At 34.7% G+C, this 25,621-nt stretch carries 17 protein-coding genes, 3 tRNA genes and 3 rRNA genes; 5 read left to right on the forward strand and 18 right to left on the reverse strand.

Annotated features, from left to right (window positions below; all coding sequences use genetic code 11):
* Nucleotides 1-3 precede the first annotated feature (3 nt).
* Nucleotides 4-2,241, reverse strand: coding sequence for a S9 family peptidase (locus tag AAFN75_RS03510; protein WP_411808246.1), 2,238 nt, complete (start codon nt 2,239-2,241; stop codon nt 4-6).
* 240 nt (nt 2,242-2,481) lie between these two features.
* Here AAFN75_RS03510 and AAFN75_RS03515 point away from each other — a divergent pair, with 240 nt between their 5' ends.
* Both AAFN75_RS03515 and AAFN75_RS03520 read left to right on the forward strand, forming a co-directional pair.
* The gene (locus AAFN75_RS03515) at nt 2,482-3,810 is read left to right on the forward strand and encodes a hydroxymethylglutaryl-CoA reductase, degradative (protein ID WP_411808247.1); all 1,329 of its coding nucleotides are present in this window, start codon (nt 2,482-2,484) and stop codon (nt 3,808-3,810) included.
* Nucleotides 3,800-4,714: a GYDIA family GHMP kinase gene (locus AAFN75_RS03520; RefSeq protein ID WP_411808248.1), complete on the forward strand. Its 915-nt coding sequence runs from the start codon at nt 3,800-3,802 to the stop codon at nt 4,712-4,714. Before AAFN75_RS03515 ends, AAFN75_RS03520 begins: the two co-directional genes overlap by 11 nt.
* 75 nt (nt 4,715-4,789) lie before the next feature.
* Here the strand turns inward: AAFN75_RS03520 and AAFN75_RS03525 are convergent, their stop codons facing one another.
* The 4 genes from AAFN75_RS03525 to AAFN75_RS03540 all read right to left on the reverse strand — a co-directional run bounded on the left by AAFN75_RS03525 (nt 4,790) and on the right by AAFN75_RS03540 (nt 6,536).
* Complete coding sequence (locus AAFN75_RS03525; protein WP_172625935.1) at nt 4,790-4,960, reverse strand: hypothetical protein; 171 nt, start codon at nt 4,958-4,960, stop codon at nt 4,790-4,792.
* 48 nt (nt 4,961-5,008) lie between these two features.
* Nucleotides 5,009-5,170 carry a DUF1328 domain-containing protein gene (locus tag AAFN75_RS03530; RefSeq protein WP_092851330.1) on the reverse strand — a complete coding sequence of 54 codons (162 nt, stop codon included), beginning with the start codon at nt 5,168-5,170 and terminating at the stop codon, nt 5,009-5,011.
* Between the two features lie 316 nt (nt 5,171-5,486).
* Nucleotides 5,487-5,936: a ferritin-like domain-containing protein gene (locus tag AAFN75_RS03535; RefSeq protein WP_411808249.1), complete on the reverse strand. Its 450-nt coding sequence runs from the start codon at nt 5,934-5,936 to the stop codon at nt 5,487-5,489.
* 165 nt (nt 5,937-6,101) lie between these two features.
* Nucleotides 6,102-6,536 carry a hemerythrin domain-containing protein gene (locus AAFN75_RS03540; RefSeq protein ID WP_411808250.1) on the reverse strand — a complete coding sequence of 145 codons (435 nt, stop codon included), beginning with the start codon at nt 6,534-6,536 and terminating at the stop codon, nt 6,102-6,104.
* A 187-nt stretch (nt 6,537-6,723) separates the two neighbouring features.
* Between AAFN75_RS03540 and AAFN75_RS03545 the strand changes: the two genes are divergently transcribed.
* Both AAFN75_RS03545 and AAFN75_RS03550 read left to right on the forward strand, forming a co-directional pair.
* Nucleotides 6,724-7,308, forward strand: coding sequence for a DUF2652 domain-containing protein (locus AAFN75_RS03545; protein ID WP_411808251.1), 585 nt, complete (start codon nt 6,724-6,726; stop codon nt 7,306-7,308).
* A gap of 19 nt (nt 7,309-7,327) precedes the next feature.
* A complete protein-coding gene (locus AAFN75_RS03550) occupies nt 7,328-8,356 on the forward strand; it encodes a helix-turn-helix domain-containing protein (protein WP_144118242.1) in 1,029 nt (342 codons plus the stop codon).
* Between the two features lie 88 nt (nt 8,357-8,444).
* On the opposite strand, the gene AAFN75_RS03555 is transcribed toward AAFN75_RS03550, so the two are convergent.
* From AAFN75_RS03555 to AAFN75_RS03585, 7 genes are all read right to left on the reverse strand, one after another.
* The gene (locus tag AAFN75_RS03555) at nt 8,445-10,574 is read right to left on the reverse strand and encodes a SurA N-terminal domain-containing protein (RefSeq protein ID WP_411808252.1); all 2,130 of its coding nucleotides are present in this window, start codon (nt 10,572-10,574) and stop codon (nt 8,445-8,447) included.
* A gap of 276 nt (nt 10,575-10,850) precedes the next feature.
* The gene (locus AAFN75_RS03560) at nt 10,851-12,140 is read right to left on the reverse strand and encodes a hemolysin family protein (RefSeq protein WP_411808253.1); all 1,290 of its coding nucleotides are present in this window, start codon (nt 12,138-12,140) and stop codon (nt 10,851-10,853) included.
* Nucleotides 12,141-12,335, reverse strand: coding sequence for a hypothetical protein (locus AAFN75_RS03565; RefSeq protein WP_411808254.1), 195 nt, complete (start codon nt 12,333-12,335; stop codon nt 12,141-12,143).
* A 69-nt stretch (nt 12,336-12,404) separates the two neighbouring features.
* Nucleotides 12,405-12,959 (reverse strand): LPS export ABC transporter periplasmic protein LptC, encoded by a 555-nt coding sequence (gene lptC, locus AAFN75_RS03570; RefSeq protein WP_411808255.1) that lies wholly within the window; start codon nt 12,957-12,959, stop codon nt 12,405-12,407.
* Nucleotides 12,959-14,341 (reverse strand): hypothetical protein, encoded by a 1,383-nt coding sequence (locus AAFN75_RS03575; protein WP_411808256.1) that lies wholly within the window; start codon nt 14,339-14,341, stop codon nt 12,959-12,961. Before AAFN75_RS03575 ends, lptC begins: the two co-directional genes overlap by 1 nt.
* 18 nt (nt 14,342-14,359) lie before the next feature.
* On the reverse strand, nt 14,360-15,664 hold the full coding sequence (locus AAFN75_RS03580; RefSeq protein ID WP_411808257.1) for a hypothetical protein: 1,305 nt from the start codon (nt 15,662-15,664) through the stop codon (nt 14,360-14,362).
* On the reverse strand, nt 15,661-16,392 hold the full coding sequence (locus AAFN75_RS03585; protein WP_411808258.1) for a type III pantothenate kinase: 732 nt from the start codon (nt 16,390-16,392) through the stop codon (nt 15,661-15,663). The genes AAFN75_RS03580 and AAFN75_RS03585 overlap by 4 nt, the downstream gene beginning before the upstream one ends.
* Before the next feature lie 179 nt (nt 16,393-16,571).
* Here AAFN75_RS03585 and AAFN75_RS03590 point away from each other — a divergent pair.
* Nucleotides 16,572-16,644, forward strand: a tRNA-Phe gene (locus AAFN75_RS03590).
* Nucleotides 16,645-17,503: 859 nt separating this feature from the next.
* On the opposite strand, the gene rrf is transcribed toward AAFN75_RS03590, so the two are convergent.
* The 6 genes from rrf to AAFN75_RS03620 form a co-directional block, all read right to left on the reverse strand.
* A 5S ribosomal RNA gene (rrf, locus tag AAFN75_RS03595) occupies nt 17,504-17,611 on the reverse strand.
* 134 nt (nt 17,612-17,745) lie between these two features.
* Nucleotides 17,746-20,570, reverse strand: a 23S ribosomal RNA gene (locus tag AAFN75_RS03600).
* 191 nt (nt 20,571-20,761) lie between these two features.
* Nucleotides 20,762-20,835, reverse strand: a tRNA-Ala gene (locus AAFN75_RS03605).
* A gap of 103 nt (nt 20,836-20,938) precedes the next feature.
* Nucleotides 20,939-21,012: transfer RNA gene (locus AAFN75_RS03610), tRNA-Ile, on the reverse strand.
* 88 nt (nt 21,013-21,100) lie between these two features.
* Nucleotides 21,101-22,618, reverse strand: a 16S ribosomal RNA gene (locus AAFN75_RS03615).
* Together the 16S, 23S and 5S rRNA genes with 2 tRNA genes alongside form the textbook arrangement of a ribosomal RNA operon.
* Before the next feature lie 827 nt (nt 22,619-23,445).
* Nucleotides 23,446-25,449, reverse strand: coding sequence for a putative porin (locus AAFN75_RS03620; RefSeq protein ID WP_411808259.1), 2,004 nt, complete (start codon nt 25,447-25,449; stop codon nt 23,446-23,448).
* Between the last annotated feature and the right edge of the window lie 172 nt (nt 25,450-25,621).

Below are 25,621 nucleotides of genomic sequence, written 5' to 3' on the forward strand. Positions count from 1 at the left end.
TATTTATTCTTTAATTTTCAATTTCTTTCTCACCTCAATTACACCTTTATCTTTCAATTTATCACCTAGTGTTTCATGAAGGAAGTTTGTCATTTTTTTGTACAAATGAAGCCTTGTATTTCCACCATAAATACCGTGATTTTTATCAGGGTAAACCGCCCAATCAAACTGCTTATCTGCTTGAATTAATGCTTCGGCTAATCGCATTGTATTTTGTAAATGTACGTTATCATCGGCAGAACCATGTACTAAAAGGAAATCGCCTTTTAATTTATCTACATGATTTATTGGTGAGTTATCATCATAACCACTTTCATTTTCTTGCGGCGTGGTCATATAGCGCTCTGTATAAATAGAATCGTAAAAACGCCAGCTGCTTACCGGTGCTACGGCAATAGCCATTTTAAAGACATCGTTTCCTTTAAACAAACAATTACTACTCATAAAACCACCAAAGCTCCAACCCCAAATTCCTATTCTGCTAGCATCAACATAGGGTAACGCTCCTAATTGTTTTGCAGCTTCAATTTGATCTTCAACCTCATATTTACCTAATTCATTTTGAGTAACCTTTTTAAAATCGGCACCTTTAAATCCGGTTCCTCTACCATCAACACAAGCAATAATATAACCTTCTTGCGCTAAATGCTGAAACCAATAATCGTTGGCACTATTCCATCGGTTAGCAACTTGCTGAGACCCTGGACCAGAATATTGATACATTAATACTGGATATGTTTTGGAAGCATCAAAATTGGCTGGTTTAATCATCCACATGTTTAAATCATTTCCATTAACAGCAATAGTACTAAACTCTTTTTGAGATGTTACATACTCCGATAATTTTTGAGCGGCCTGATCATTATCCTTAATACTTTTAATTAAATTTCCTGAAGCCGCACTATTCAAAGTATATTCAGGAGGCGTTGTAGCACTAGAAAAAGTATTTATAAAAAATGAAAAATCGGCACTAAAGGCAGCACTATTTGTACCTTCACTTTTAGTTAGTCTGTTTTTGTTTCGTCCATTAAGCTTTATAGAATATACATCTCTGTTTATTGACCCATTTTCAACAGATTGATAGAAAATAGTATTCTTCTTTTCATCATAACCATAATAATCTGTTACTTCCCAATTTCCTTTTGTAACCTGGTTAATTAAATCTCCTGTTTTATTGTAATGGTATATATGGTTGTAGCCGTCTTTCTCGCTCGTCCAAATAAAACTATTATCCTTTAAAAAAGTTAAATTGTCGGTTACATCAACATAGGCTTTATCCTTTTCTGCTAAAATTAAATTTGATGTATTTCTACTGGCATCTATCATCCATAAATCCAGTTCGTTTTGATGTCTGTTCATGTATTGCGCACTTAGCACATCTGGATTATTGGTCCATTTAATTCTAGGAATATAGAAATCTTGATACGCTTTATCAACCTTTACCTCTTGAGTTGCATTAGCGTTTATATTGTAAATATGAAGTGAAACTTTAGAGTTTGCCTCACCAGCTTTAGGGTATTTAAAAACCTGTTGCGTTTGGTAAAGTCCGGTACCATAAACGTCCATAGAGAATTCTGGAACATCAGTTTCATCAAAACGGATATATGCAATTTTATTACTATCGGCATTCCAATCGAAAGCTCGTACAAAAGCAAATTCCTCTTCATAAACCCAATCGGTAATACCGTTAATTATTTTATTTTTTTCGCCGTCGAACGTTATTTGGGTAATTTGAGACGTATTCAAATCTTTTATATAAAGATTGTTCTCCTTTGCAAATGCTACTTTTTTTCCATCGGGTGAAAATGTAGGTTCTTGAATTTTGTCTTCAGAAATTAAATCTAACGACGCTGTTTTAATGTTATAAACGTAATAGTGTCCTAACACCGAATGTCTATAAATAGATTCCTCGTTAGTAGCCAAAATAACTTGCTGCTCATCACTACTAAAGGTATAACTAGTAAAATAAGGAATAGCCTCTAGATTTGCAGAACTTATTAAGGTCTTTTCTTTTTTTAAAGTTTTATAATCGTAAATATCAACAGAGGTTGCTCGTGTTGCTCTATCAAAATTTAAAACAGAGTATTGTTGGCCATTATTCATGGAATGCAGGACATCCATATATTGGGTTCTAAAGGCACCATCCTTCCAAATATCCTCGAGGGTGATTTTTTTAGATTGTGCCGTTAAAATTGTTGTTATAAAAAGGCAAACGCCAAGGGAAAATTTAACAAGTTTCATGTAGTTAATTTGTGTGATTTAAAAAACCTTATTCTTACCTAAACAGTTCTGTTTCAAGATAAGAAAATTAATCAATTATGTGTGTTTAGCTAAAAACACTATTTATTTCATAAAATGATGTCAAGTTTACTAAAAATTATATAATAAATAGCAATTATTAACACTTAAATAACGCCGATTACGATAGATATTCGATATTCATACGAAGAGTAGTATATTTGCTCTGCAAATTTGTAAATTATGAGTAAACCTATTACCGGATTTTCTAAATTATCTAAATCAAAAAAAATTGATTGGATGGTAGATACTTATTTTTCTAATCCTGTAGAAGCCAAAGCCGTTTTAAAACAATATTGGAATAGCAATGATAAGCTTCAACAATTACATGATGAGTTTATAGAAAACACTATATCCAACTACTATTTACCGCTTGGTGTAGCCCCTAATTTTTTAATTAACGACAAATTATATACCATCCCGATGGCTATCGAGGAAAGCTCGGTGGTTGCTGCGGCAAGTAAAGCTGCAAAATTTTGGTTAGAGCGTGGAGGTTTTAAAACAAGAGTAATTTCTACCACAAAAATAGGACAGGTTCATTTTAATTACAAAGGCGATTTCGAAAAGCTAAAGCAGTTTTTCCAGGAGGTAAAACCAAAGCTTATTACAGGCAGCGAAGCCATTACCAAAAACATGAAAAAACGTGGTGGTGGTATTTTGGATATTGAGTTGCGCGATAAGACCACAGACATTGATAATTATTATCAATTACATGCATCTTTTGAAACTTTAGATGCCATGGGCGCCAATTTTATAAACTCATGTTTAGAGCAATTTGCAAAAACATTTAAAGCTGAAGCCTTATCTTTTAATCTGTTTACAGAAGAAGAAAAACATATAGACATTATAATGAGTATTCTCTCTAATTACGTTCCAGATTGTTTGGTACGTGCGGAAGTGAGTTGTCCTGTTGAAGATTTAAGTGAAAGCAAAACGGTTTCGGGTGAAGCTTTTGCTAAGAAATTTATACAAGCTGTAACTATAGCGGAAGTTGAACCTTACCGAGCAGTTACACACAATAAAGGCATTATGAATGGTATTGATGCCGTTGTTCTAGCTACCGGAAATGATTTTAGAGCGGTTGAAGCAGGTGTACATGCTTATGCCTCCAAAAACGGACAATATAGTAGCTTAACCCATGCTAAGGTTGAAAATGGTATTTTTTCCTTTTGGATGGAAATTCCTCTAGCATTAGGAACTGTTGGCGGCCTTACAGGCTTACATCCTTTGGTAAAATTAGCTTTAGAATTATTACATAAACCATCGGCTAAAGATTTAATGCAAATTGTTGCCGTTGCAGGATTAGCCCAAAACTTTGCTGCTTTACGTTCGCTAACCACAACGGGTATTCAAGAAGGACACATGAAAATGCACTTAATGAATATATTAAACCAGTTTGAAGCAAGCACAGAAGAAAAACACATCTTAACTAATTATTTTAAAAATAACACGATATCGCATACTGCGGTTACCGAAGCATTAAACAAACTAAGGGTTTCAAGTGAAAAATAATACATTTTATAGCCACGGTAAACTACTACTATCTGCAGAATATGTTGTTCTTGATGGTGCACTAGCTTTGGCAATTCCCACAAAATACGGGCAATCTCTAATAGTAGATCCTATTGATAAACCTGTATTAAACTGGAAAAGTTTCGATGAAACTAAAAACATTTGGTTTGAAACCACATTTGATTTAAAAGGAAACACTATTGAAGGCCACGATTTAAATAATGATATTTCCAACCGTTTAATTGAAATCTTACAGGCATCAAAAGCATTAAATCCTGAATTTCTAAATAGTGATCAAGGCTATAAGATTGAAACGCATTTAGAGTTTCCTAAAAACTGGGGCTTAGGCACTTCCTCAACCCTTATTACAAATATTGCAAAATGGGCTAACATTGATCCCTTTCAACTTTTAGAAAAAACATTTGGAGGCAGCGGCTATGATATTGCCTGCGCACAACACCACAATCCAATAACGTATAGAATAGCTCCAGATAAAAAAATAGTTGAACACACTAATTTCAACCCAATATTTAAAGAACAGCTTTATTTTATACACTTAAATAAAAAACAAAATAGTCGAGATGGTATTAAGCACTATCATGAAAACAAAAAAAACGCAGCTTCTGCTATTAATGCAATAAACAAACTAACCTTAAACATGATTAGCTGCCAAACACTAGATTATTTTCAAGATTTAATGGTTAACCATGAAAACCTTATAGCTAAACTTACCAAGCAAACTCCTGTTAAAGATATTTACTTTAAGGATTTTGATGGCGCAGTAAAAAGCTTAGGCGCTTGGGGCGGCGATTTTGTATTAGTCGCATCTAAACAAAACCCTACAACCTATTTTAAGGCTAAAGGTTTCAATACTGTTATTCCATACGGTAAAATGGCCTTATAAAATTAAATTTTAAATATATAGACATAAAAAAAGAGCTTTAAATAAAGCTCTTTTCTTGTAAATTGTAAACTAATATTATTCTACAGCGTCTTCAACTTCATCGGCTGCATCTTCTAGTCCGTCTCCAACATCGTCAGCTACATCTTCTATAGCGTCTTCAACTTTCTCGCCTTTTGTTTCTCTACATCCTGTAAATACTGTAGATATGGTAAATAATACTAAAAATATTTTTGCTATGTTCTTCATAATAAAAGTGTTTTAAAAATTAGTGTTTAAATCTATATTGATTTTATTTTATTTCTTTATTAAACCCTTTAATAATGATAGTACAAATAGTACTATAAAAATAAAAAATAAAATTTTTGCAATTCCAGCTGATGCTCCAGCTATTCCGCCAAATCCTAGGAATCCAGCAATTAATGCTATTATAATAAATGTGATTGTCCAACGTAACATAATAATTAGGTTTTAAAAATTAAACTCTAGTAAATGATTGACTCTCAACCCTACAATACAAAGATATAACAGTTACATAGGCGTTGTTAACTCATACAATTTGAATTTTAACTCAAATAAAGGTTATACCTGTATTATTCCATTTACGTTATAATTATAAAAAAAGACCTCCACATAAATTAAATTTATGCAAAGGTCTAATCTACTAACCAATCAATTCAAAATTAAGTTTATACCTTAATACTATGTAACTCGTTTACAATAAATATTAACTTAATTGCGATTAATGTGTTTTCTGTAATTTATTAACAACGTATTAGCTTATATCTTCCAAAGTTTTTATTCTGAATAAGCCACGTTCTATTTTATTTTTTTGAGATTCTAAAATCGATTTAGTACTAAGTGGCAAACTTGTTTCTTTAATTACGTTATTATATTCGTTTACCGCAGACTTTTCACCTCTTATAGCTTCTTCCAACATAGATTCTTCATCATCCAAAGAAAATAATGATTTAACATCCATCCACGCTCTATGTGCAGATCCCGTGATGCTTCCTCCTTTATCTATATCTTGATTAAATGTTTTTATTTCAGATTTCAACTCATGTCCAAAATCATAGCGCTCTTGTGCTTTTTGCTTGAAATAAGATTTTAGCGCTGTATTATCAACATTCTCTGCAGCTTTTTTAAATCCTTTTTCCGCATCGTACGTTTTTTCTAATAAATCGTTTAGTTTTTCGCCTACTGTTTCTGTGTAAGTACTCATTTTTTATTGGGTTTTATATTAACAGTAATTTATTTTAAGATGCCTACTGGTTTACATCTAAAACATGTTTAACACAACATGCTTACTTTTGCTTTTTTACAAATTTATAGCTTAGGTAAAAGTGAGGTTAATTCAATACCTTAAGTTCTTAACTCATTTAGAACACTATAAATTTTCGTTCATATAATTCGTATAATCTTTCGCTAAGCTTTTCTTTTTAGTTTCAGAAAACACTTTTCCAGCTAACTGAAAAAACGTGTGCTCTTCATCCTCTAAATGATGCTCCACTTTCTCTTTTAAATCTTTAGCATACTTTAACCAAGCTGAAGAATCATAGTCTGTTTCCTCTAACTTCTCAATTAATTCGTCAATTTCATGATGCTCTGCTATTCCATGTCTAGCTTTCTCTTGCATCATATCATTACCAATTAAAGGTTTATAAAAATGACGTTCTTCTGCGTTAGCATGTATTTCCAACTCATTTTTAAGAGCTTTAAACGTTTGCTTCCTTTCCTTAGATTCTCCTGATGTTCCGATTAGCCTTTTAAGTAGTGCTCTTTGTGTGTCGTGATCTTTTCTTATGGCTTCAAATATGTTCATAACTATAAGTATTTAGTTTATCTTAATACTCCAAAATTATAACAGTTAATCGCTTAAGGTTTGTTCAATCCAATTAAAAAGTAACTGAAATGCTATTTAATCTGTTAAAAATTTCTTGATTATATATGGTATAATAACATTATCTTTAGTTCTTTTTATTCCTAAAACAAAACAAGTAACCAATACTATGCTAATTTGTATCCCTGATATTAGTGGTTTTACTCAATTTATGAGTGAGACAGATTCCGACTTAAGTTCTAAAGTCATTCCGTCTTTATTAAATAAAATTATTTATTCGAACGAAATTGGTTTAAAGGTTTCAGAAATTGAAGGCGATGCTGTTTTATTTTATAAAACAGGTGAATTACCCACTTTAAAAGCGCTTATCGATCAATGTATTTACTTTTACACAGCGTTTTACAAACAGCTAAATATTTTAAAGGAGACTCATATTCATAATAAGGATAGTCATAAAATACCAAAAACCCTTGGACTTAAAATTATATTACATTATGGCAATGAGATTGACACCGTGCAAATAGGAAAACACATAAAACTTATGGGAGAAGATGTTATTGTTGCCCATAGACTGCTTAAAAACAAAGTCCCTAAAGATGAATATTTATTAATTTCTGAAAACTTATTCTCTCAATACGACATGAATGAATTAGACAATAAACTATATTGGGGAGAATTAAAAAAAGGAAAAAACGTATATGAACATCTAGGAGAAATTAACTACACGTATATAGATTTAGAAACTCTTTTATAAATATAACACGCAATTTTTTATGATAGAAATAGAAATAAATGCAGAAAACTCTAAAGAGATTCTTGAAGAGATCCAAAGGCAGATTGGAGGTAAGATTGAAGAAAAGTGGAGTGAAAACACACTACATGTAAATAACGATATTGCTGAAGGGACCATACGCTACATCCCTTTTGATTGGGGCGTTAACCTTTTAGATTATAATATAACTTTTAAAGAGGATGTTGTATTAAAAATGCATGCTAGCGACTATAACCCTATTAGATTTATTTACGCCCTAAACGGAAGTTTTAAACATAGATTTGGTGTTGATAAAAAGGAAGAGGAAATTGAGCAATATCAAACCTTAATTTTCACAAATAAAACGGTTGGTATTAATTACATCCATTTCCCTAAGCATACAAAGCTAGACATTAACTCAATACAAATTATAAGAAAGCACTTTTTAAAGAAACGCACTACTAATGTTTCTACATTAAATAAAAAACTATACGAAGTTTTTGTTGATACCGATCATGATAACAGATTTGCGCATTATGGCACACTGAATTTAAAAATGGCAGATTTGGTTAAAAAAACCAGAAATGTTAAGGGTAAGGGCATGTTACGAATCCTTAAGATTGAAGCTAAAATTTATGAAATCTTATCGATACACATACAGCAACATAATAAATTGCAACAAGGTGTACCGTTGCCAACATCACTAATAAAAAGTGAGTTAATTACAGTTAGAAAACTAGGGCAAGCCATATTAAAACGTCCAGCAAAAGATTACTCTTTAGATCAATTATCTGCAAATTCGGGTTTATCACAAGCTAAATTGCAAGATGGATTTAAATTTTTATATACACGAACAGTAACCGAGTATATTAGACATGTAAGATTAGAGGCCGCGAGAGAATTAATGACTACTACAGACTTAAATATTACTCAAATTGTTTACTCTATTGGTTTTACAAGTAGAAGTTATTTTTCAAAAATATTTAAAGAAAAATATGGTGTAACACCCAACGAATTTAAAAAGCAGTTAATAGTGCCCATAGCAATTTAACATCAAGTAGAAACAATTTATAATCTATTTAATATAAATAAAAAAGCCTCGTTTAACGAGGCTTTTTTATTTATAAGTATTTTGTGTTCTATTGAATTTGACTAGAAACTCTATTGTCTTCAATATCTGCAGCATCTTTTAAAGCATTGTACAATTTAGTAGTAACTGTACTTGCTTTTTGTTGTTCTACTCTATTTGCAGCCGCTTGGTAGTTCTCTAAAGCAACAGCTGGAGTTATTTTAGTAACCTGTACCATGTACACACCATTAGTTCCATCAATTAAACCAGAAGTTTCTCCTTCTTTTAGTCCAAAAGCAGCTCCAACTAGCATTGGTTCTCTTCCTGCTCCAGATACGGTTGGGTTTTTCATATTTACTCCAGTTGCTGTTCTTACATTCGTGCTTTCAGCAGCAGCTAAATCTTCTAAAGTATTTACAGAAACTCTTTCTCTTATAAGTTTCGCTTTCTTTTGTTTTCTAATAATTGGTAACACTTTAGCAGTAGCATCATCAGCGCTCATTAAACCTGCTTCATGTTTTGCTACCAATTGTGCAATTACATAACCATTAGTTACATTAAAACGCTTAATATCTCCAACTTTAGCGTCTTCTTCAAACGTCCAACGTACAATTGGTCTTTGGTTTCCAACACCCGGAATATTTTCATCTAATGCTTTAATCCCATTTACTGGTCTTAACGTGTATTTGTTTTCTTTTGCTAAAGCTTCAAAATCGCCTTCTCCTGCTTTAATCTCAAAGTTAGAAGCATCTCTAAATACTTTATCGGTAGTTGTTTCAGATGGCTCTATTTTTCTTGCAATAGTTCCAACTTTTACAGCTTTCGTTTTATTTTTCTGCCCTTCAACTTCAATAATGTGAAATCCAAATACCGTTTTAACAACTCCTAAATCACCTGTTTTTCCTTCAAATTCAAAATCATTAAATTCAGGAACCATAGTGTTATATGGGTGCCAATCGTAACGTCCTTCTTTAGCAACACTTCCTTGATCTGATGAAAATTCTTTTACAAAATCAGGGAATTTTGAACGGTTTCTTTTAAGTATACTTAATAAGCTATCTGCTGTCTTTTTTGCATCGACCTCTGTAGTTGTAACATCTGGCCCTGCGCTTTGTGCTCCTCTAAAAGGAATTAAAATGTGTCTTACTTTAGCAGAATCTGGAATTTGTTTAACAGCTATAACCTTAGTTATTTTAAATGATCCATCATGCTTATATGGCCCATAAACTTCACCTTCATTTAAATTATAAATAGCATCGGCAGTTTCAGTTGGCAAACTAGATTTAAATACAAAACGATCATCAAATTTAACATCTGATGCAGCAATTGAGTTTATATAAGCAGCATTATCTTTAACTTTAGAAAAAGCTACAATAGTATCTTTTCTTCCTCGGCTATCAACAAATCTACCATTTACAAACGTGTTTAATTCTGCTTTAATAGCATTTTCATCTTCAACAGATGCTATTTCCTTAAACTCTACAAAACGAATATCTCTAGAAGCCTCAACTTTATATTGATTCTTATTTTCATTAATGTAATTTGTTATATCAGATTTTGATACAGCAATAGTACTATCTGGAATAGTGGAAAAATTAACTTGAACATATCTAATATCTACTTTGTTCCCTTCTAATTCGTGATTTAATTTACCTTCAGCAAGTGTACCCGATAAACCAGCTTTAACCATATTAAAATAGTTTTGGCTTAAAGCATTCGAGGCTACTTGTTGTTCGTAATTAACCCAACTAGCAAAACCTTCTGGCGACGTTTCTTTTAAATTCGCGATATACTCGTTCATTTTGTTTTCATCAAAAAGACCAGCTTCATTTAAAAAGTTTTGGTTTGTAGCTAAAGACGTTTTAAGTAAGTCTCTCATTTGATCTTTTTCAACAGAAATTTCAAGCTCGTCAAATTGTGTTTGCATCACAGCTTCTCTAACCTCTTGGTTCCAAACTTGGTTCATAACCTGAGTGCTTGTTGCATTAGGGCCCATTTGTCTTTGTAACTGCTCTACTTTCTGCATAAAACCTTCACGAGTAATATCCTTACCGTTAATAGTTGCAACAATATTTTGCGACTTTGAAGTTAAAGCATCACTGTTTTTAAACAAATCTGCTAATACAAAAGAAAATAGCGCTAATGCGATGATTAATATTAAGAATAGTGAACGTTGTCTTATCTTATTTAAAACTGCCATTTGTAAATCTAATTTTTAAAATCCGTTGTTGGAATTGCTTGTTTAGTTGATATGATTTGCCGTAAACTGGCAAAAATATCGTGCGCGAAAATACCATTTTCCTTTCAATAATAAAAGGGATATTTATTATTTGTTAAGTTGTTTGAAGTCTACAGAATATTGTTATGAATATTACCCGTTTGATTAATGCCAATAATTAAATAATCTTAGCCCTATTTATGGGACAAATATTAATTAAAACGAGGCTATTATAGACCTTGAAAAGCATGAATTGAATTAATCTTCTTGTAAAATTTTAACCTCTACCATATCAATCTTAGTATTGGAAACTTCTAGAATAGAAAATTGAAATGTATCAATGTTTACAATATCGTTTTGAGTTGGAATTTCTTCGGTATGATTAACAATTAAACCTCCAAGTGTTTCGTAGTTTTCGCTTTCGGGAAGATTAATTTTGTAAGTTTCATTAATATAATCTACCTCCAATCGGGCAGAGAACTTATAGGTATCATTTTCCAGCACTTCTTCAATAAGTACAACAGAATCATGTTCGTCTTCAATTTCACCAAATAATTCTTCAACAATATCCTCGACTGTCATAATACCAGAAGTCCCCCCGTATTCATCTAAAACAACAGCAATACTGCGTCGTTTTTTAGTTAACACGTTTAGCACATCTTTAATTAACACTGTTTCTGGTACAAACTCAACTGGCGTTAACATAGACTTGATGGTCTTTCCTTTTTTAAATAACTCGAAAGAGTGCACATAACCTAAAATATCATCTACGGTATCTTTATAAACCAAAATCTTTGTTCTTCCTGTTTCGGTAAACAAAGCATTTAATGATTTTACAGAGTTGGATATTTCTACGGCTATAATTTCAGTTCTTGGAACCATAACTTCTCGTGCTTTAACTTCTGAAAATTCTAAAGCATTTTGAAAAATTTGTATTTCAGAGTCCACTTCATCTTGCTCTTCCACAGATTCCATTTGTTCGCTAATATAATTACCAAGTTCCACCTTAGTAAAAGCGAGTTGAATTTGATCGCCTTCAGTTTTAAAAAACGCTTTCAACACAAAATCTGAAATCCAGATAACAAAATCTGAAATTAAAGAAAACAACACATAAAAAATATATGCAGGTACCGCTAAAGCCTTAATTAAAGTATTAGCATAAATTTGAAAAAATACTTTTGGAAGAAACTCTGCTGTTATTAGTATAACAAATGTCGAAATTATAGTTTGGGTAAGTAAACTTAGGTCTGTAAACAGATAATCTAAAAAAGTGTATGGAGTTGGTAATAACGTTTGGAACCAGTTTACCAATAAATCGCCCATAAAAAACCCATAAATAACAAGGGCTATATTATTACCAATTAACATGGTGGTAATAAACTTTGATGGCTTTACTGTTAGTTTACTTAAAGCCTTTGCTAATACACCATCTTGCTTCTTCTCAATTTCAATGTGGATTTTGTTTGAAGATACATAGGCAATCTCCATTCCCGAAAAAAAAGCCGATAGTATTAGTGAAACAATTATGATAATTACATAAATGCTCATTTACTTCGAGTTATTATTATCTTCAATTTTTTTTGCAAATTTTCTTCTAAAGAAGTACATCAAAATAGCTAATGCTGCTAAACCTAATGAAATGTAAGAACCATTTCTATTAATATTCCATTTTGATATACCATCATATATAAATAATACGGCAAAAACTAAATAAGCGTATTGAAAAATTTTTGAAAACTTCATGTGTTACAATCTGTAATTAGGGTATAAAGATACTTAAAATTGAGAAGTGAAATTTTTAATTAGTAGAAATTAATCTTCTAAGGTAATAATTCCGGTAACCTCTAGTACTTCGGCATTTGAGAATTCTGAATTAGAATCGAAACCATTCCCGTTTATTAAATCTGTTTTGGTTTTAAAACTAACGGGCTTGTTAGTAGAAAGCCATTCCTTTCCAGTATTATAAAATAATTGTTCTGTTTTTAAAACTTGATTATCATGTGTTGTAATAACAACATTATCCTGCATATCAATTAAGTTAGTGTTATCGTATACAAATGCATTATCCGCTTGCACGGTACTTTTTTGATTATCCTTATCATAGATGTAAAGTGTAACACCATCTGTGAACTGACGAAACGGAAAATCTCTATTCGTATAGTCCAATACTTTAGTGCTAATTAAATTAGCCGATACCCTACCAGAATCTGTATACTTTAAGTTAACATTATGATCTACTCCTATTGGTTCATTTTCTGAAATTCCTATTTTTTGAACTTGCTTAAAACTATCATTACATGAAAAAAACATAGTCACAATAAAAATTGTGACTATGTTAAAAATATTATATGAAATGTGTTTTCTCATTAGATACTTGGTACTGTTACAGAAGACCCAATCCAACAACCAATTTTAATGGTTTGACCTGCTCTACCTGAAGTAAATATTTCAGATTTTTGAGGTGCTTTTGCTTTGTAATTAGCAACCGATTGAGATGCCGCTTTACTTAAAGTTGGATCTACACTAGCTGCTCTTTGAGCCTCTTTTGCTGCTAACCAGTATACTGCTCTCTTATCGAAGTTAGAATCTCCACAGTTATTAGCACTTGCTGCATACATTGCTGCTATTGCAATATGAGGACGACCGTTTGATGGGTTAAGCGATAATGCTTGTCTGTAATATCCTCTTGCTTTACCATAACTACCTCTAGCTTTTAACTTAGTAGCAATTCTGTAATATAATTTAGACTTTTTAAAACTATCTGTTTCTAAACCAATGGCTTGCTCAAAAAATTCGATTGCCTCGTTAGTTTTACCTTCTTTATCTTTTAATAATCCTAAGTAGTAAGCAGAATTAGCCGATGGACTAATATTATGATATGCATTTACTAACTCAAAAAATAATGGATCGTCTGTACATTCTTTTTGAGACATCTTTCCTGCTGCTCTTTGTAACCAAACGGCATTGTTTCTGTTTTCTTCAAAATCTTTTCTGTATAAAGGAATAAGGTTTTGGCAATTTGCTCTATCACCTAATTTCCCATCAATACTACCAGAAATTTGATCGTAAGCTTTTAAATAGCTTTCGTAATATTTTTTATACTGACCTTCTTTTTTAGTTAAAGCAACTTCAGCATCTTCCTTTTGAATTAATTTATTTAATTTTTCAGAAAAACTTTTTACTTCATCTTCAACTTTCTCTACAACGTCGTCGTACTTATTAAATAAATCTGCGGCAGGTTTTTTACCAGCATCATACAAATCTACCATTAAAGAGAAATATGTATATAAACTTTTAGGATTTGTAAATGTAGCTTTATCCAACTGGTAAGCAGCATCAAAAGCGTTATATAACTCTTCTGTACTTTTACCTAATTCCTCTTTATTATCATACATTAATTGCGCAGCTTGAGCAGCATACTCGCCTTTTGGAGTTTTACTAGCAAAATGTTCTGCCTTTTGCTCCCAAAGTTTTAAAAGATCATTTATTAAGGCCACTTTATCAGCTCCAGATGCCTTATCAATTTTATCTTCTAATATTTTTTCACCATCAACGTAAATAGCGTTATTAAATTTAGGGCACTTATTTCTTACTGCCATCCAAGGCTCGTAAGCAGCATCATAATTTTTTGCTTTTACATATTCATGGAATATAGAAAGCTTCGTCATACATTCTTCATCTTGCTGAGCAAAACCAAAGTTTAACCCAATAAAGAAAAATGCTAGTAGTAATGTAATTTTTGTTTTCATGATAATAATTTTGTAATGTTAATCATACTTTCGTTTCTGGAACCATCTATCGTTCAAAGATAAACTTAATTGTAAATTAATAAAATTCTCTTGAATTAAATTACTGTTTTTTGTTCCGCGTTGGCCAAATTCAAATCCTAAATTCGCGTTTGAGAATAATCTTGCATCGCCAACTGGTATACCTACTCCAAAAGATATGCCAAACTCTTTAATAGATTCATCATTTATATTTAAACCTGTTTCTTCTGTTCTAAATCCAGCCCTGTAAACAACACGTTTCCAATAACTTCTAAATGAATTGTACTGCGGAATATAAAAACCTCCCAATGAAAACGAATATGCATCTTCATAGGTAGTTCCGTTACTAAATAATTCGTTAGAAAAAGAACCTGTCTTTAAAAAGGTAGTTTCTGCACCAACAAACCATTTTCTAGGTTTCCCTATACCACCTCCAAAAGTAAATTTAGATGGCATAACTAATTCTGTCTCATCTAAACCATCAGCACTTAAATCTAAATTAACAACGTTTCTTTCGCTTTCTTGCCCTTGACTACCAACCGTAATTGTCGATATGGTACGCTCGTTTAAAGAAACCAAAGTACTTTTTGGTGTATACGTAACACTAGATACAAATTCTAGGTTCTTGCTTATCATGGTTTTATAAGATAAGCCTAAATTAATATTTAATCCGCTTAAATCGGATCTATTATTCTCTTTAGACTGGTATTGGGTAGGTAAACCATCAGAGTATTGGTAATTAACAATACTGTTTTTTGTATGCCCGAAGTTATATTGAAAATCCACACCAACACTTACACCCTTAGCAACTTGGTAACCAAAACCTAAAAAGGCTTTATTTAAACCACCTTCGCCCTCAAATCTATTATCAATATCACCATCTGCGTTTGTTCCTTCTAATTTATAACCAACCGATGTATAAGGCAATAAACCAAAACCTACCCCAAATTTACCTAAAGGAATATTAACAGCTAGGTAATCAAAAGTCGTAGATGATGCATCATCACTACTCGTACTACTTTCTATAGTCGAACTTGTGTAACTACCACCAACAGCAAACTTAACAGGTCTGCTTTCGTTATCCCAAAGCTCCAAATTATCACTAGCGTAAGACGCAGGATTCCTTAAGTTAACGTGAATACTATCGTTATAAATACTCAAACCTCCCATACTTCTATTCTCTACAGTGCCTTTAAACTTTAAGCTACCAATACCATAAAAGGAATAAGGAGATGTTGTTCCTTGTTGTGCATAACCGTGCATTGCAATTATTGCAATAAAAACTAATACAAGTTTTTTAATCATTCGTTTGAGTTAAATTGTAAAATATAGTTTAATCCTTCTAAAAGAAAATTAGGATTGGCAAATATGCTACTTTTTAATTGTTTAGACAAGAATTTAGTATCCCCACCTGTTAAAATTACTGTTAAATCAGAATATTTTTCTTCATAACATTCAATAACACCTTCAATTTCCTTTAAAAACCCAAAAACAACACCAGAATGTATGGATGCTTCGGTAGAATTACCAACAATATTTTCCGGCATTTCTTTATCTAACAACGGCAATTTAGCAGTAAAATTATTCAAAGCCTTATAACGCATATTAATACCAGGGGAAATAGCACCACCTAAATACTCATTATCATTATTTATAAAATCATAAGTAACACATGTACCCGCATCTATAATAAGCACGTTCTTCTTAGCAAACTTATTAATAGAACCACAAACCAAAGCAATCCTATCTACACCTAAGGTTTTAGGCGTACTGTAAAGGTTTTTAAAAGGCAATTTAGTATGAGAGTCCAAAACCAGCACATTAAAACGTTTAGAAATAGCATTTATAGGCTCCTTTGCAAATTTCCCTACCGAGGATATTATAACATTATCCAAATCAAGATAACCTTTTGCTAACACATCTATTTCCTCCTCAACATCCTTAAGTAAAACAACACGCTTATCTATAAGATCAATACCATTAAAAACAGCCAGTTTTACAAAAGAGTTCCCAACATCAATAATTAAATTCATAGTTTTTTAAAAAGCTAAAATTACAAAACCACAAATAATAAATAACTAAAATTCCCTATAATATTAATAACAAATAAGTTACCTCTAAATTTTAAAAATAAATTAAAAAAATTAAAAATTTTACATTTTTCTCTTGGCGAATAACAAAATTGAATATATATTTGCAACCGCTTTGGCGAGGTACCTTAGCTCAGTTGGTAGAGCAAAGGACTGAAAATCCTTGTGTCCCTGGTTCGATTCCTGGAGGTACCACAAAAAAATCTCGAAACTTAGGTTTACGGGATTTTTTGTTTTTAATAAGTTCTGCGCTTTCGGCGCGTTTGAAATACAAGCTTAATCACAAAATAGCAAAAAAGCTATTACAAACATTAAAACAATATAAAAACCGCACTATCCGATATTAGTTTTGTAAAACCATAAATGGAAGTTTTACAATACCTAACCACTTCTATCGCTCCCGCGCTTATTTGCCAACATACATACACAACTTTATATTCAGTTTATCTCCTATAAAGCAGTACTAAACCTAAAAACATACAGACAGTTGTCTTTATAAATATAGAATAAGTATTACTATAATCCGCATTTATAACATTTCAGGCCTATTAAATCTGGAGTATAACAACTTTACACTATATAGAATATACTTAAAAATCCCAATACAGCATAAGAGAACCATATTACAGATCTTAAATCCATACTAGAACAGCAAATTATAATGATAAACTAAAGCCCTTGCCTGTAAAATATCACCAAAACATAATAATCCTCTAACATAAAATTATTGTAAAACAATTTAAGCTTAATATACCCCATAAAAACAGTAAGCATAGGAAAAAACAACACCCATACAATAAAAACGTGTAAGCTTTACAATCAAACTCCAAGCTCGAGGAAATTTGACTCCATAAACACGTTACTATTCTAGAATTAACATCCATTTCACAATATACAATTCTGATCACTCTGGTACTATACAATATCTGTTTTTAAACAGATCATAGTGAGTTATTGGAAAAATATATGCCTTAAGTATATTCTTAACGCTACTCTCCCCCATCCTTCAGAATAGCGCAAAAAAAATCCTCAACAAATAAATGTTGAGGATTAAAAAAGGCAACGACCTACTCTCCCACAAATGTAGTACCATCGGCGCTAATGGGCTTAACTTCTCTGTTCGGAATGGTAAGAGGTGAGCCCCATCGCTATAACCACCTTAAGTTATAGCTGCTGACTGTCGGCTTTCACCTCGAGTCTTCAGCGTTCATCCTATAGATGAACAAATATCTTAACATATTGAAAATAAGAGACATGATTGTTGTAATAATATTGAACTTAGTAAAAAAACAGGCGTACAATAAGCCTATGGGTTATTAGTACTACTCGGCTATGACATTACTGCCTTTACACCTATAGCCTATCAACGTGGTAATCTCCCACGACCCTTTAAAGAAATCTCATCTTGTGGTGGGTTTCGCGCTTATATGCTTTCAGCGCTTATCCCTTCCCAACGTAGCTACTCTGCAATGCTCCTGGCGGAACAACAGATACACCAGAGGTTAGTCCAACTCGGTCCTCTCGTACTAGAGTCAGATCCACTCAAATTTCTAACGCCCACTGTAGATAGAGACCGAACTGTCTCACGACGTTCTGAACCCAGCTCGCGTGCCACTTTAATGGGCGAACAGCCCAACCCTTGGGACCTTCTCCAGCCCCAGGATGTGACGAGCCGACATCGAGGTGCCAAACCCCCCCGTCGATATGAGCTCTTGGGGGAGATCAGCCTGTTATCCCCGGCGTACCTTTTATCCTTTGAGCGATGGCCCTTCCATGCGGAACCACCGGATCACTATGCTCTACTTTCGTACCTGATCGACTTGTAGGTCTCTCAGTCAAGCTCCCTTATGCCATTGCACTCTACACACGATTACCAACCGTATTGAGGGAACCTTTAGAAGCCTCCGTTACTCTTTTGGAGGCGACCACCCCAGTCAAACTACCCACCAAGCACTGTCCCTTCTTCGAAGGTTAGACTCTAGATAAGCAAAGGGTGGTATTTCAACAATGACTCCACAACGCCTAGCGACGCCACTTCAAAGTCTCCCACCTATCCTACACATTACTTATCCAAAACCAATACTAAGCTATAGTAAAGGTGCACGGGGTCTTTTCGTCCCACAGCGGGTAATCGGCATCTTCACCGATACTACAATTTCACCGAGCTCATGGCTGAGACAGTGTCCAGATCGTTGCACCATTCGTGCAGGTCGGAACTTACCCGACAAGGAATTTCGCTACCTTAGGACCGTTATAGTTACGGCCGCCGTTTACTGGGGCTTCATTTGAGATCTTCGAAGTAAACTTCTAAACCCTCCACTTAACCTTCCAGCACCGGGCAGGTGTCAGGCCATATACATCATCTTTCAATTTAGCATAGCCCTGTGTTTTTGATAAACAGTCGCCTGGACCTTTTCACTGCGGCCACCCCGAAGGGTGGCGACTCTTCTCCCGAAGTTACGAGTCTATTTTGCCTAATTCCTTAGCCATGAATCTCTCGAGCGCCTTAGAATTCTCATCCCAACTACCTGTGTCGGTTTAGGGTACGGGCTGCTTCTCTTGCTTTTCTTGGAAGTTGCTTTTCTGGATTATCACCTTGACCGAAGTCTCAGTGTACTATCGCGGTATCACTACTCGCTTCAACGTACTATTCCGTCAGTACGCACCAAATTTACACCTCCGTCACTTTTATTGAGAGCAGGTACAGGAATATTAACCTGTTGTCCATCCACTACCCCTTTCGGGTTCGCGTTAGGTCCCGACTAACCCTCAGCTGATTAGCATAGCTGAGGAAACCTTAGTCTTTCGGCGTGCGGGTTTCTCGCCCGCATTATCGTTACTTATGCCTACATTTTCTTTTGTAGCTTCTCCAGCATGACTCACATCACACCTTCGACGACACTACAATGCTCCCCTACCGATATTTCTATCCCATAGCTTCGGTAATATGTTTATGCCCGATTATTATCCATGCCGAACCGCTCGACTAGTGAGCTGTTACGCACTCTTTAAATGAATGGCTGCTTCCAAGCCAACATCCTAGCTGTCAAAGCAGTTCAACCTCGTTAGTTCAACTTAACATATATTTTGGGACCTTAGCTGATGGTCTGGGTTCTTTCCCTCTCGGACATGGACCTTAGCACCCATGCCCTCACTGCTGATTAACATTTTATAGCATTCGGAGTTTGTCAGGAATTGGTAGGCGGTGAAGCCCCCGCATCCAATCAGTAGCTCTACCTCTATAAAACTATAAATCAACGCTGCACCTAAATGCATTTCGGGGAGTACGAGCTATTTCCGAGTTTGATTGGCCTTTCACCCCTACCCACAGGTCATCGGAACACTTTTCAACGTATATCCGTTCGGTCCTCCACTGTATGTTACTACAGCTTCAACCTGCCCATGGGTAGATCACACGGTTTCGCGTCTACCACTACTAACTAAGCGCCCTATTCAGACTCGCTTTCGCTACGGATCCGTACCTGAAGTACTTAACCTTGCTAGCAACGGTAACTCGTAGGCTCATTATGCAAAAGGCACGCCGTCACAGATCAAGTCTGCTCCGACCGCTTGTAAGCGTATGGTTTCAGGTTCTATTTCACTCCCTTATTCAGGGTTCTTTTCACCTTTCCCTCACGGTACTAGTTCACTATCGGTCTCTCAGGAGTATTTAGCCTTATCGGATGGTCCCGACTGTTTCATACAGGGTTTCACGTGCCCCGCACTACTCAGGATACCACTAGATTCACAGTCTTTACTTATACCGGGCTATCACCGTCTATGGCTTGTCTTTCCAAACAATTCTAATTCATCGTGCTTCAAATATCGTGGTCCTACAACCCCAAAATTGCCGTAACAACTTTGGTTTGGGCTAATCCAATTTCGCTCGCCGCTACTATCGGAATCACTTTTGTTTTCTTCTCCTCCGGGTACTTAGATGTTTCAGTTCTCCGGGTTTGCTTCCTTTCGGATACTATATCTTCAATATAGTGGGTTGCCCCATTCGGATATTTGCGGATCAATTCTTGTGTGCAGATCCCCGCAACTTTTCGCAGCTTATCACGTCCTTCATCGCCTCTGAGAGCCTAGGCATTCCCCATACGCCCTTATTTAGCTTATTGTACTTTTTGCTTTTTTAATGAGTTTATTATAATTATAAACGATTTTATAACTATAATATGATTAATTAGATATCGCTCGTGGTGATTCTAATTAATCCTAATTATTACTTTTAATAGATTAGATTTATCTAATCATATTTCATGTATCTTTTTTCAATATGTCAATGAACTTTAATTACTTTCGTAATTCGTGGAGAATATCGGAGTCGAACCGATGACCTCCTGCGTGCAAGGCAGGCGCTCTAGCCAGCTGAGCTAATCCCCCGTTTCTTTAAGTTAACAGTCCACAGTCTGCAGTATGCAGTCGCTTGTTGCCGACTTTTGGTGGATAGTTCTCTTCTAGAATTTCCTTTATATTTAGTAGTTAGTAGTCTCAGGCAGACTCGAACTGCCGACCTCTACATTATCAGTGTAGCGCTCTAACCAGCTGAGCTATGAGACTCTACTAAATCTTTATTTTAAATTAACAGCTTTGAGAATAAACTACTCTTCATAATAGTTTTTGATACTTATTAGTCGTCTTTCTCTAGAAAGGAGGTGTTCCAGCCGCACCTTCCGGTACGGCTACCTTGTTACGACTTAGCCCTAGTTACCGATTTTACCCTAGGCCGCTCCTTACGGTGACGGACTTCAGGCACTCCCAGCTTCCATGGCTTGACGGGCGGTGTGTACAAGGCCCGGGAACGTATTCACCGCATCATGGCTGATATGCGATTACTAGCGATTCCAGCTTCACGGAGTCGAGTTGCAGACTCCGATCCGAACTGTGATAGGGTTTATAGATTCGCTCCTGGTCGCCCAGTGGCTGCTCTCTGTCCCTACCATTGTAGCACGTGTGTAGCCCAGGACGTAAGGGCCGTGATGATTTGACGTCATCCCCACCTTCCTCACAGTTTGCACTGGCAGTCTTGTTAGAGTTCCCGACATGACTCGCTGGCAACTAACAACAGGGGTTGCGCTCGTTATAGGACTTAACCTGACACCTCACGGCACGAGCTGACGACAACCATGCAGCACCTTGTAAATTGTCCGAAGAAAAGTCTATCTCTAAACCTGTCAATCTACATTTAAGCCCTGGTAAGGTTCCTCGCGTATCATCGAATTAAACCACATGCTCCACCGCTTGTGCGGGCCCCCGTCAATTCCTTTGAGTTTCATTCTTGCGAACGTACTCCCCAGGTGGGATACTTATCACTTTCGCTTAGCCACTGAACCGAAGTCCAACAGCTAGTATCCATCGTTTACGGCGTAGACTACCGGGGTATCTAATCCCGTTCGCTACCTACGCTTTCGTCCATCAGTGTCAATTGATTGTTAGTAATCTGCCTTCGCAATTGGTATTCTATGTAATATCTATGCATTTCACCGCTACACTACATATTCTAACTACTTCACAATAATTCAAGATAACCAGTATCAAAGGCAATTTTACAGTTGAGCTGCAAACTTTCACCTCTGACTTAATTATCCACCTACGGACCCTTTAAACCCAATGATTCCGGATAACGCTTGGATCCTCCGTATTACCGCGGCTGCTGGCACGGAGTTAGCCGATCCTTATTCTTACAGTACCGTCAAGATCTCACACGTGAGATTGTTTCTTCCTGTATAAAAGCAGTTTACAACCCATAGGGCAGTCTTCCTGCACGCGGCATGGCTGGATCAGAGTTGCCTCCATTGTCCAATATTCCTCACTGCTGCCTCCCGTAGGAGTCTGGTCCGTGTCTCAGTACCAGTGTGGGGGATCCCCCTCTCAGGGCCCCTACCTATCGTTGCCATGGTAAGCCGTTACCTTACCATCTAGCTAATAGGACGCATAGTCATCTTTTGCCGTAACCTTTAATGCAATCTTCATGAGAAGGCTGCATACTATGAGGCATTAATCCAAATTTCTCTGGGCTATTCCTCAGCAAAAGGTAGATTCTATACGCGTTACGCACCCGTGCGCCGGTCGTCATCAGTAGCAAGCTACCATGTTACCCCTCGACTTGCATGTGTTAGGCCTGCCGCTAGCGTTCATCCTGAGCCAGGATCAAACTCTTCATCGTTAATTTTTGTGTGTTAATCTTAATAAATTAAGTCAACATCTTTTAACAACTAATCAGAATCTCTAGTACTCAAAATGGTCTATTCTCTTTGTTAAATTAATTCGTTTCCAAATTAATTTTTACGCTGTCAATTCAATATGTTTATGAACTTGTTTCTCTTTTGTTAACTCGTTTCCTTGTTAGCGGGTGCAAATATAAAACCCTTTTTTAACTCTCACAATAGTTTTTTGATTTATTTTAAAAAGTTTTTTTTAACTTCCTAAACCTAAAACCAAAACCTTTATATGAGCGTTTTGCTATCTGCGATAATTACCGTTTTTAGCGGCTGCAAATCTACAACCTTTTTATTAACTCTTACAAGTGATTTTGATATTTTTTTTGAAAAGTTTTTTAAACCTCTTAAAATTATCAATCAACCTTCTTATGAACGTTCCATTAAACACATATTGCGTTTTTAACGGGGTGCAAACTTACTATCCTTTTTTATTTTGACAATGACTTTTTTTAGATTTTTTTTCCTTTTTTAACACCACTCCTTTAACAAGCTTATTTCCTGTTATTTACAACACGTAAAAAAACCACTTAATAAAAAACTCCTAAGCTGATTTAATGAAATATTAGTTGCTTGATTACTTACAAGCGCATTATATATAACTATGAATAATAAAACTGATACCCATATAGGATGACCTATTTACTTACAGCTATTGTATATGCTTGTTGGTAGACCCGCGTTAGGGATTGTAATGGAAAGCCCACAGCCCGACGAAGGAGGTGCGAGGACTTGTAATGTAAAGCCCGACCCTTGGGTAACGCCCTAATGCTATTTACAGGAAGAAATTCCAAACGACCCCAAACCTAATTGAGAAATCGCGGTATGGATAGTTTGGTGCTGAATAATAATTATAGCCAGTGAATGCTGCATTAAAGTGTTCTGCTTTAAAATAAATTCTTGTTTGACGGATTTTTGCGTTTAGAAAAAAGTCTAGGCGCGGAAAATTACCAAATTCAGTATCGTTTTGCACATAGAATTCTGCCAAGACAGGATTATAGGCATCCATATAATAGTTGGTAAAGTAATTTAAGGTGATACCTGTTTGTAAATACAAGGCATTTTTAAATAATGGGCTTGAAAAGTATATGGTGTTACGTGTGTTTAACTCGGGTACGTTTAAGGTATTATTATCGTCTTTTACGTTTTGGTATAATATGGTATTGTTTAAGGCGAATTTACCGAACTTTATTTCGTTTGCTAGTTTTACTCTTAGGTAGTTTATTGTGCTGTTATTTTGGAATGGTGATACCTGGAGTGTGATTGCGTCTTTTTGAAAATATACAAAGTTATCGATTGTAGAATAATCGACTTTTAGGTTTGCTAGGTTTTTATATTTTAGGTTAAACCCTATTTGTTGGGTTTCGATATTATTAAAGTTGTTTTGCCAGTTATAATTAATATAATCGCTTTGATATAATAGGGTGTTATAATTTGGCACTTTTGAACTGTGATTAATAGATGCCGATGCTGATATCTCGCTATTTAAATTAAAAACTGCGTTTGCTTTTATATAGTTGCCATCGAAATCGCCAGATATATTGGCTCCTAACTCTCCATTTAATTGCAAACCTTTATAGCGTTTGCTATACTTACCGCCTACGGCGACTATACTCCCTTTTATTCGGTTTGTTATTGTATTTCCGTTTAAGACGACTAATTTATTGTAACCATAGTTATAGTTATTGGTGTTTACATTGAACTTAAACCGCCCTAGTACGTTGTTAAAGTAATCGACCTCAACTTTGTTATAGAAATTTTCTAGAGTGGCTTTGTCCTTTAGGTCTGTTGTTACGAATGCGTCTCCAAAATAATCTGGTTCGTCCCCTGTTTGATTATACTCGTAATACTTATCCTCGAAGGACATAATATGATTTACTGTTATGGTGCTTTTGGAGGTAGAATCGTTTAATGTTTCTGGTAGTTCTGCTTTTACTGATTTATTTAGAATTGTATAGCTATGGTCTAGGTGGAAACGTTTACCTCGCATTATGCTTTCGGCATTTTCGAAATTAACTTCTAAAATTGATCTATCGATAAACTCTTGGTCTCCGGACTCAAAATTGATAACGCTATCGTCTTCCAAACCTCCATTTTCTTGATTTAATAAGTCTTGAGTTACTATATGGCCTCGTGCTGTATAACGTTTATTTTTTGATGTATAATTTGATGTAAACCTAAAGTTACCCGTACTGGTTAATATATTTTGATATTTACCTAAGGATCGTAATCCTTTATAAGCAATTGAAAAATTAAATTGTGGCGAGGTGTTTACCGTAAAAAAGGAATCGGCTAGCTGACCTTGCTCGAATGCTGTTTTAAAAAACAACTCTGTTAATGGTGTTGGTACATGGTAATAATTGATATCCTCAATTTCCATGTAATTAAAATGTCTTGCTCTTGCACCAAATAATGGCATTGAGTTACTATTAGCAAAATTATGTGTTAGACTGTTATAGGTTTGCCCTAAATTGGAAAATGGAATTAGGCCAAAATTATCTTTAAGCAGGTAATTAAACTTGTATTCTTTTTGAATAGTTAATGAGGTATCTAAATATGTTGTATCTCTTTCGTGAGAGATTATTAAGTAGTCTTGGATTTTGGCTTTTGGTTGCTCTGATGTTTTATCTTTAGTTGGAGCGTTTCGTTTTAACTTTACTGAGTCTTGAACTTGAAGGGACTCCATTGCAGATTGTCTATCCACTCTCTGTGGTGCATCTTGCGCCTTAATAGATAAAGTAAAAAATAACAAGAGTAGTAAAACAACCAATTTATGCATTCTGAAATGTTTTTAAAAAAAAATATTATAAGGTTATGATAACTATAAATAGTTTTCAATACAGATTTTAATTATGCTAAAAAAGTAAACAAAATTAAAAGTATGCAAATGTAAATACAATTTATGATAACGATGTAAAATGAAAAAATTATATTTTACAGTATTTATTAAA

The sequence above is a fragment of the Algibacter sp. AS12 genome, from assembly GCF_046736315.1.
Taxonomy (GTDB): Bacteria; Bacteroidota; Bacteroidia; order Flavobacteriales; family Flavobacteriaceae; genus Algibacter_B; species Algibacter_B amylolyticus.